This is a genomic window from Lyngbya sp. CCY1209 (assembly GCF_055795065.1).
This window is the reverse complement of the sequence record NZ_JAYFER010000423.1, coordinates 1-7,320: the sequence shown is the minus strand read 5'-3', so window position 1 is coordinate 7,320 and position 7,320 is coordinate 1. Positions and strand designations below refer to the sequence as shown.

The 7,320-nt window shown below is 54.9% G+C and carries 5 protein-coding genes; all 5 read left to right on the top strand.

All coding sequences use genetic code 11. The annotated features are described in order from the left end of the window. The first annotated feature begins 113 nt into the window (after window positions 1-113). The 5 genes from AC0QHF_RS13045 to AC0QHF_RS13025 all read left to right on the top strand — a co-directional run bounded on the left by AC0QHF_RS13045 (window position 114) and on the right by AC0QHF_RS13025 (window position 7,289). On the top strand, window positions 114-974 hold the full coding sequence (locus tag AC0QHF_RS13045) for a DUF928 domain-containing protein (protein WP_324704652.1): 861 nt from the start codon (window positions 114-116) through the stop codon (window positions 972-974). A 75-nt stretch (window positions 975-1,049) separates the two neighbouring features. Beyond that, window positions 1,050-2,831, top strand: a complete 1,782-nt coding sequence (locus AC0QHF_RS13040; RefSeq protein ID WP_324704651.1) for a ShlB/FhaC/HecB family hemolysin secretion/activation protein — start codon at window positions 1,050-1,052, stop codon at window positions 2,829-2,831. A gap of 612 nt (window positions 2,832-3,443) precedes the next feature. After that, window positions 3,444-4,310, top strand: coding sequence for a ferredoxin:protochlorophyllide reductase (ATP-dependent) iron-sulfur ATP-binding protein (gene bchL / locus AC0QHF_RS13035; protein ID WP_324704653.1), 867 nt, complete (start codon window positions 3,444-3,446; stop codon window positions 4,308-4,310). A gap of 35 nt (window positions 4,311-4,345) precedes the next feature. Further along, entirely contained in the window at window positions 4,346-5,695 is a 1,350-nt protein-coding gene (locus AC0QHF_RS13030) for a DUF5331 domain-containing protein (RefSeq protein ID WP_324704650.1), read from the top strand. A 184-nt stretch (window positions 5,696-5,879) separates the two neighbouring features. Continuing rightward, the gene (locus AC0QHF_RS13025) at window positions 5,880-7,289 is read left to right on the top strand and encodes a ferredoxin:protochlorophyllide reductase (ATP-dependent) subunit N (protein WP_324704649.1); all 1,410 of its coding nucleotides are present in this window, start codon (window positions 5,880-5,882) and stop codon (window positions 7,287-7,289) included. The last annotated feature ends 31 nt before the right edge of the window (window positions 7,290-7,320 follow it).

The window sequence follows — 7,320 nt, the reverse complement described above, 5'->3', positions numbered from 1 at the left end:
GCCGTGTGAGGTGAAAGTCTCATGCACGGTTCTGAATGGGAGGGGGAGATGGTAACATCTCTCTCGACCCCTAATTTATATCTCGTATTTCGCCAATTTTCGGGTTGACTCTTATGGTTCAGACGGCGTTTTCCCTCTCCCGGGCAACTTTTTTTTGGACATTTTGTACTCAAATCTTTATCTTCAGTGCTTCGCTCCTGCCTGAGTCCGCCCATCCGTTGGAAAGCCTCTCTCGACCGGGGCCGCTGTCCCCCGTCGGGGTGGAAGTCCGCCGGGAGATTTTGACGGCCTTCGAGCCGCCCCAGCGCGGCATTCCGGGCCGGCGGGAAGGGGGCGGAACCCGGGGGGGATGTTCCGAATACACCCGCCTCACCAGCCTAATCCCCGTTTCGACGATGGGCCTGACGGCCCGGGAACGACCCCAACTCTTCTTCTACTTCCCGACGGTTCCCGAAAATACCCCCGTCGAGTTCCTCCTGACTCAACTTCCCCCAGAGTCCGCAGAGAACCCGGACGAGGAAATTCTCATCCACAGTGCCACGTTCCAACTCGACATCGACAATCCGGGAATCGTGGGCATCGACTTGGCCTCCCTCGACGGATTTCCGGCCTTGGAAACCGGCCGGGATTATCACTGGTATCTCAGCGTCGTGTGTGACGAGGACAACCCGGCGGTCAACCCGGTGGTCCACGGCTGGGTCAGAAAGGTGGACTTGAATCCCGCACAGGCCGAGATCTTGGAACAATCCGACCCCAAAGAACGCCTGGAGTTTTATACCGGGCAGGAGCTTTGGTACGATCGGGTCGCCACATTTTCCGAGTTGCTCTCGTCCGACCCCGGAGATCCGGCGCTTCTTGAAGCGTGGTCGGATTTGTTGAAATCCGCCGATCTCTACATTACGGAGCGCAACCAGGTCGAATTGTATAAAGAACCGTTCGTCCCCGCCGAACTCGTCTTGGAACCGGGAGCGTGACGCCTCGGAGGCGACGGGCGGGAACGTTCAATTCAGGGCATCGCTCCGAATCTTTCCCATTTTCCATCATCCGCCATGCGTGTACGCCTTTCCGTTCTGAGCTGTGGAACGATCGCACCCTGGGCCGTCTGGTTCGGCTTTCAAGTTTCCGCCCTCGCCGTCGCCCGCCCCGTTCCGCCGCCTTTCTCTTTCTGCGATTCCCCCGATTGTCCCTTGCTCGGCCAAGTCAACCCCAGTCCCGACCCCAACCGCGATCGCTTCCTGCAACCCCTCCCCAAACCGGACAAAGTTCCCCCGCCACAACCGGAACTGCAGCCGCAACCCCCCGAAGAACCCCAACTCCCCACGGACGGCACCCCCTTCCCCATCCGGAAAATTGAAGTCGCCGGCAGCACCCTCCTCACCCCCGAAGACATCTCGGCGATCGTTTCTCCCCTCGAAAATCAGACCGTCACCCTCTCCCAACTGCGGGCCGCCGCGGACGCCATCACGGAAATCTATCTCCGACAGGGTTTCATCACCTCCCGGGCTGTCGTCCCCGAACAGACCATCGTTGATGGAGTCGTTCAAATTCGCGTCATCGAAGGGAGTTTGGAAACCATCGAGGTGGAGGGAACCCGCCGCCTCGACCCCGACTACATCATCGATCGCATCCGCCTCGGTGCGGACGTCCCCCTGAGCACCGCCAGCCTGGAAAACCAACTGCGACTCCTGCGCGTCGATCCCCTGTTCGAGAGCGTCGAGGCGAGTCTGAGGGCGGGCACCGAGGAGGGACAGAGCATTTTGGTGGTGCGGGTGACGGAAGCCGATGCCTTCCAAGTCAGTTTCAGCACGGACAACTATTCTCCCCCCAGTATCGGCAGCCAGCGCTTGGGCCTCAATGTCCGCCATCTCAATTTGACCGGGCGGGGAGACCTGCTGTTCGTCTCTTACAACACCACCCGCCTGATTACGGACGGGGAGTCGGACGTACTCGACATCCTCTACAGCATCCCCGTCAACGCCATGAACGGCACGCTCCAGTTTCGGATTCCGCCCTACCAAAACCGGGTGATTCAGGAGGACTTCGAGGACCTCAACATCGAGGGCAATTCCCTACAGTACGAAATCAGCTACCGCCAGCCGCTGGTCCGGACTCCGGCTGAGGAGTTCGCCCTGTCTCTGGGGTTCGCCTACCAGGACTCTCAAACGTTTGTGGATGGCGAGGGGTTGCGGTTCGGGTTCGGCCCGCAGGATGATGGCGTGACCCGGACGAGCGTCCTGAAATTCGGACAGGACTACATCCGTCGCGACCCTCGGGGGGCCTGGGCGCTGCGATCGCAGTTCAGTTTGGGTTTGGGAATCTTGGATGCTACGAACACGGCGTTTCTCCCCAACGGGCAGTTTTTGAGTTGGCTCGGACAAGTCCAGCGGGTGCAGCGTCTCGGCGACAATCACCTGCTGATTGTCCAGGGAGACCTGCAATTGTCCGCCGACCCCCTATTTCCGGCCCAACAGTTCGTCGTCGGCGGGGCACTGTCCCTGCGGGGCTATCGCCAGAACGTGCGGGCCGGAGACAACGGGTTCCGGTTTTCGCTGGAAAATCGCATCACCCTCAGCCGCGATCGCGCCAACTTGCCCAATCTTCAATTAGCGCCCTTTGTCGATGTCGGCAAGGTGTGGAATCACCCTGACAACCCCAACGAACTCTTCGGACAGACGTTTTTGGTGGGCGCGGGTCTGGGCCTGCTCTGGGAACCCATCCCCAACCTCAACCTGCGCGTCGATTACGCTTTCCCCCTCATGGATCTCGAAGACCGGGGCGACAACTTCCAGGACGACGGCCTCTATTTCAATGTCGTCTATACGATCGATTAGTGGGGAGTGGGGAGTGGGGAGTGGGGAGTGGGGAGTGGGGAGTGGGGAGGCGGAGGAGGCAGGGGGAAGATTCGATTTCCTGTATCCCCTATACACCCCAATTGATGGAAAATTCATAACTTTTTACAAATCGGCTTGTCCCCTTCAGAACTGACCTCGACTGGGGTGCGATCGCATCCCGTTGGGGGTCGGACGGCCAGAAATGGGCCGCGATCGCTCCGTATGTTTACTCAGCCGATCGCCACTCTTCATCCCCTCCCGCCGGAATCAAAAACGGCTCTATTCCCTTACTGGCGATAGTTTTAGCCTTTGGAGTCGCCGTCCAATGTTTTTTTATTGTAACTCTTTTTATAAAAAAAGTAAATAAAAAATTATAAAAAATTAAAAAAAAAAGGTGAGAAAGCTTTTTGGCGTTTTATGGAGTTTAGGATCTTAAATAAAAGTCAAAGAGCTGATTTTCGCACCGATCTGCCCGAACGGCCCCTTTCATTTCCCGGAAACATCATCAATAATGGCGATCGACGGGAGGCGACATCCCCGATTCCGAAATTGGCGATCGCGATCGTCCCCCAAACCCGCCCATCTGAAAACCACGCCCGAGGAGAAAAAATCGTGAAACTCGCAGTATACGGCAAAGGTGGCATCGGCAAATCCACGACCAGTTGCAACATCTCCGTCGCACTGGCCAAACGGGGCAAAAAAGTGCTGCAAATCGGCTGCGACCCCAAACACGACAGCACCTTCACCCTGACCGGATTCCTGATTCCCACCATCATCGACACCCTGCAGGAAAAAGATTTTCACTACGAAGACATCTGGCCCGAAGACGTCATCTACAAAGGCTATGGCGGAGTCGATTGCGTCGAAGCCGGTGGACCCCCCGCCGGTGCCGGATGCGGTGGCTACGTCGTCGGAGAAACCGTCAAACTCCTCAAAGAACTCAACGCCTTCGACGAATATGACGTGATTCTATTCGACGTACTCGGAGACGTGGTTTGTGGCGGTTTCGCCGCGCCGCTCAACTACGCCGACTACTGTATGATTGTCACCGACAACGGCTTCGACGCCCTGTTCGCGGCCAACCGCATCGCCGCCTCCGTCCGGGAAAAAGCCCGCACCCACCCCCTGCGTCTGGCGGGTCTGATCGGCAACCGCACCTCCAAGCGGGATCTGATCGAAAAATACGTCGAATCCGTCCCCATGCCCATTTTGGAAGTGCTTCCCCTGATCGAAGATATCCGCATCTCCCGGGTTAAAGGAAAAACCCTCTTCGAGATGGCAGAAACCGACCCCTCCCTCAACTTCGTCTGCGACTACTATCTCAACATCGCCGATCAAATCCTCTCCCAACCGGAAGGCGTCGTCCCCCACGATGCTCCGGATCGGGAATTGTTCTCCCTGCTGTCGGACTTTTACCTCAATCCCACCCAACCCCCTGTTCAAACTCCCGAAGATGAGCTAGACCTGATGATGGTTTAATAAGTCTAGCTACTCAGGATAAGGAAAAAGAGGTTATGGCTTTCTTCCAGGAGTTTACCGCTGCCCTCAAACAAAAGTGGTTGCAGTATTACCAAGAAAACCGCGACTGGTTGGTTTTACAAATGGAGTTGAGCTCCATCCCCACTCCCGACGGAGGTCGAAGGCCATCCTCTGCCATGATCTTGGGAACCATCAACGCCCTGGACCCGGATGCAGCACAGTTGATGCTGCCCTTTTCCAAACTCAATCCCGACCCGGAAAAATTGATCGAAGTTCTGGGGTTGCACTTCGACCCGGATATCGCGATCGGAATTGCTGGCGTACCGGCAACCGCACCCCCCGTACCGGCAGTTCCGGACGACCATCCGGACGCCGCGATCGAAAATAGGGGTGATATTGAGGCGGCACCGGGGTATTATCCACCTCCAGAAGTGGAAGCACCTGTGGAAGAAACCCCTCCAGATCTCGAGCCATCCTCTGATGTGGATATTGGTACGGCCGCAGTGGTGGGAGGTGCTGCTGTCGCGGGCGCGGCTTTACTGGCCACAAAGGGAGAGGATTTGGAATTGGAAGCCGATGAAGAATTGGCTACTGAAGAAGATCTCGATATGGATTTGGATCTCGATGCCGAGGAAGACTTATCCACCGACGAGATGGATTTGGATCTCGATGCCGAGGAAGACTTATCCACCGACGAGATGGATTTGGATCTCGATGCCGGAGAGGAAGACTTATCCACCGACGAGATGGATTTGGATCTCGATGCCGAGGAAGACCTGACCACCGACGAGATGGATTTGGGTCTCGATGCCGGAGAGGAAGACTTATCCACCGACGAGATGGATTTGGATCTCGAAGCCGGAGAGGAAGACTTATCCACCGACGAGATGGATTTGGGTCTCGAAGCTGACGATGACCTGACCACCGACGAAGATCTCGGCACCGACGATTTAGACCTGGGTCTGGAAGCGGGAGAAGATCTGGCCAACGACGAGATGGATTTGGGTCTGGATGGGGGAGAAGACCTAGCCACCGACGAGATGGATTTGGGTCTGGAAACTGACGAAGATCTGAGCGTTGATGACGAGTTGGATTTGGAAGGAGAAAATCCCTTTGAAGATGATTCCTCAGATGATTTTGGAGATTTGGATCTGAACCTGGGCGGAGATGATGACTTTGGAGATTTGGAAACCACTTCCGACGATGACTTAGATCTCGGAGAATTGAGTGATGATGACACCGAATTTGGCAGTCTGGATGAGATCAGTTTAGACGACCTGGGGGAAGTAACGACCGGAACCAAAGATGGGTTTGATGACTTGGATATGGAAAGTCTGACCGACTCGACAGACGATGATGATATTTCGATATCAGATATCAAATAATTCTCCAAGTTGGTTCAGGTTGTTGCATTCATGATTTCAGATTTTGGAGCATCAGCATCCAAAGTATAGGGTTCCTAATGTCCAAACTCCTGCTATTTTATCCCCACTAATTTAGCGGTTTGCAAAAGAGCTGGGTGCCGACAGCTTTAAAAAAGGCACTGAAGTTAACCACAAGGAGAAATCGATGACTGTCGCACAACCTGAAGCGCTCACCTTTGAATGTGAAACAGGGAATTATCATACCTTTTGTCCGATCAGTTGCGTCGCTTGGCTGTATCAAAAAATCGAAGACAGTTTCTTTTTGGTGATCGGGACGAAAACCTGCGGATATTTTCTGCAAAATGCGATGGGCGTGATGATTTTTGCCGAGCCTCGTTATGCGATGGCAGAGTTAGAGGAGGGGGATATTTCCGCCCAACTCAACGACTACGAAGAACTGAAGCGGCTGTGTTTGCAAATCAAGCGCGATCGCAACCCGAGCGTGATCGTTTGGATCGGAACCTGCACCACCGAAATCATCAAAATGGATTTGGAAGGGTTGGCGCCGAAACTCGAATCTGAAATTGGAATCCCCATCGTCGTAGCCCGGGCGAACGGTTTGGATTATGCTTTTACTCAGGGTGAAGATACCGTTTTGGCTGCTATGGCGAATCGCTGTCCGAAGCAAGTTGAAGAAGAGGATAAGGGCGATGGGTGCGCTGTCGCGGATCGCAACGCGATTCAGAAGTTGCTCAGTTTCGGGAAAAAGAACGAAGAAGTCGCCCGGGAAGAGTCGGAATACGTCGATCATCCGCCCCTGGTTTTGTTCGGTTCCCTCCCGGACCCGGTGGTAACAAATTTGACCCTGGAGTTGAAGAAACAGGGGATCAAAGTGTCCGGATGGCTTCCCGCCAAGCGCTACACCGAATTACCCGTCCTGGAAGAGGGCTATTATGTGGCGGGGGTGAATCCCTTCCTGTCCCGCACCGCCACCACCCTGATGCGCCGCCGCAAGTGCAAATTGATCGGCGCCCCGTTCCCCATCGGACCGGACGGAACCCGGGCTTGGATCGAGAAAATCTGCTCCGTTTTCGGCATTGAACCGAAGGGAATGGAAGAGCGGGAAGCCCAAATTTGGGCGAATCTGGAGGATTACATTCAATTAATCCGGGGCAAGTCGGTTTTCTTTATGGGGGACAATCTCCTGGAAATTTCTTTGGCGCGTTTCTTGATCCGCTGCGGGATGACTTGTTCGGAAATCGGTATTCCTTACATGGATAAGCGCTACCAAAAAGCCGAGTTGGATCTGTTGGAAAAAACCTGTCATGAAATGGGAGTTCCGACACCGAAAATTATCGAAAAACCGGATAACTACAATCAGATCCAACGCATTCACGAACTGCGTCCCGATCTGGTGATTACGGGTATGGCGCACGCCAATCCTTTGGAGGCTCGCGGGATCAATACTAAATGGTCTGTGGAGTTTACCTTCGCGCAAATTCACGGATTTACTAACGCCCGAGATATTCTGGAGTTGGTGACTCGTCCGCTGCGTCGGAACAATAATCTCAAGGATTTGGGTTGGGATAAGTTGGTGAAGGAAGCGAAGGTTTGATCCCCCCCAGCCCCCATCCCCCCCAGCCCCC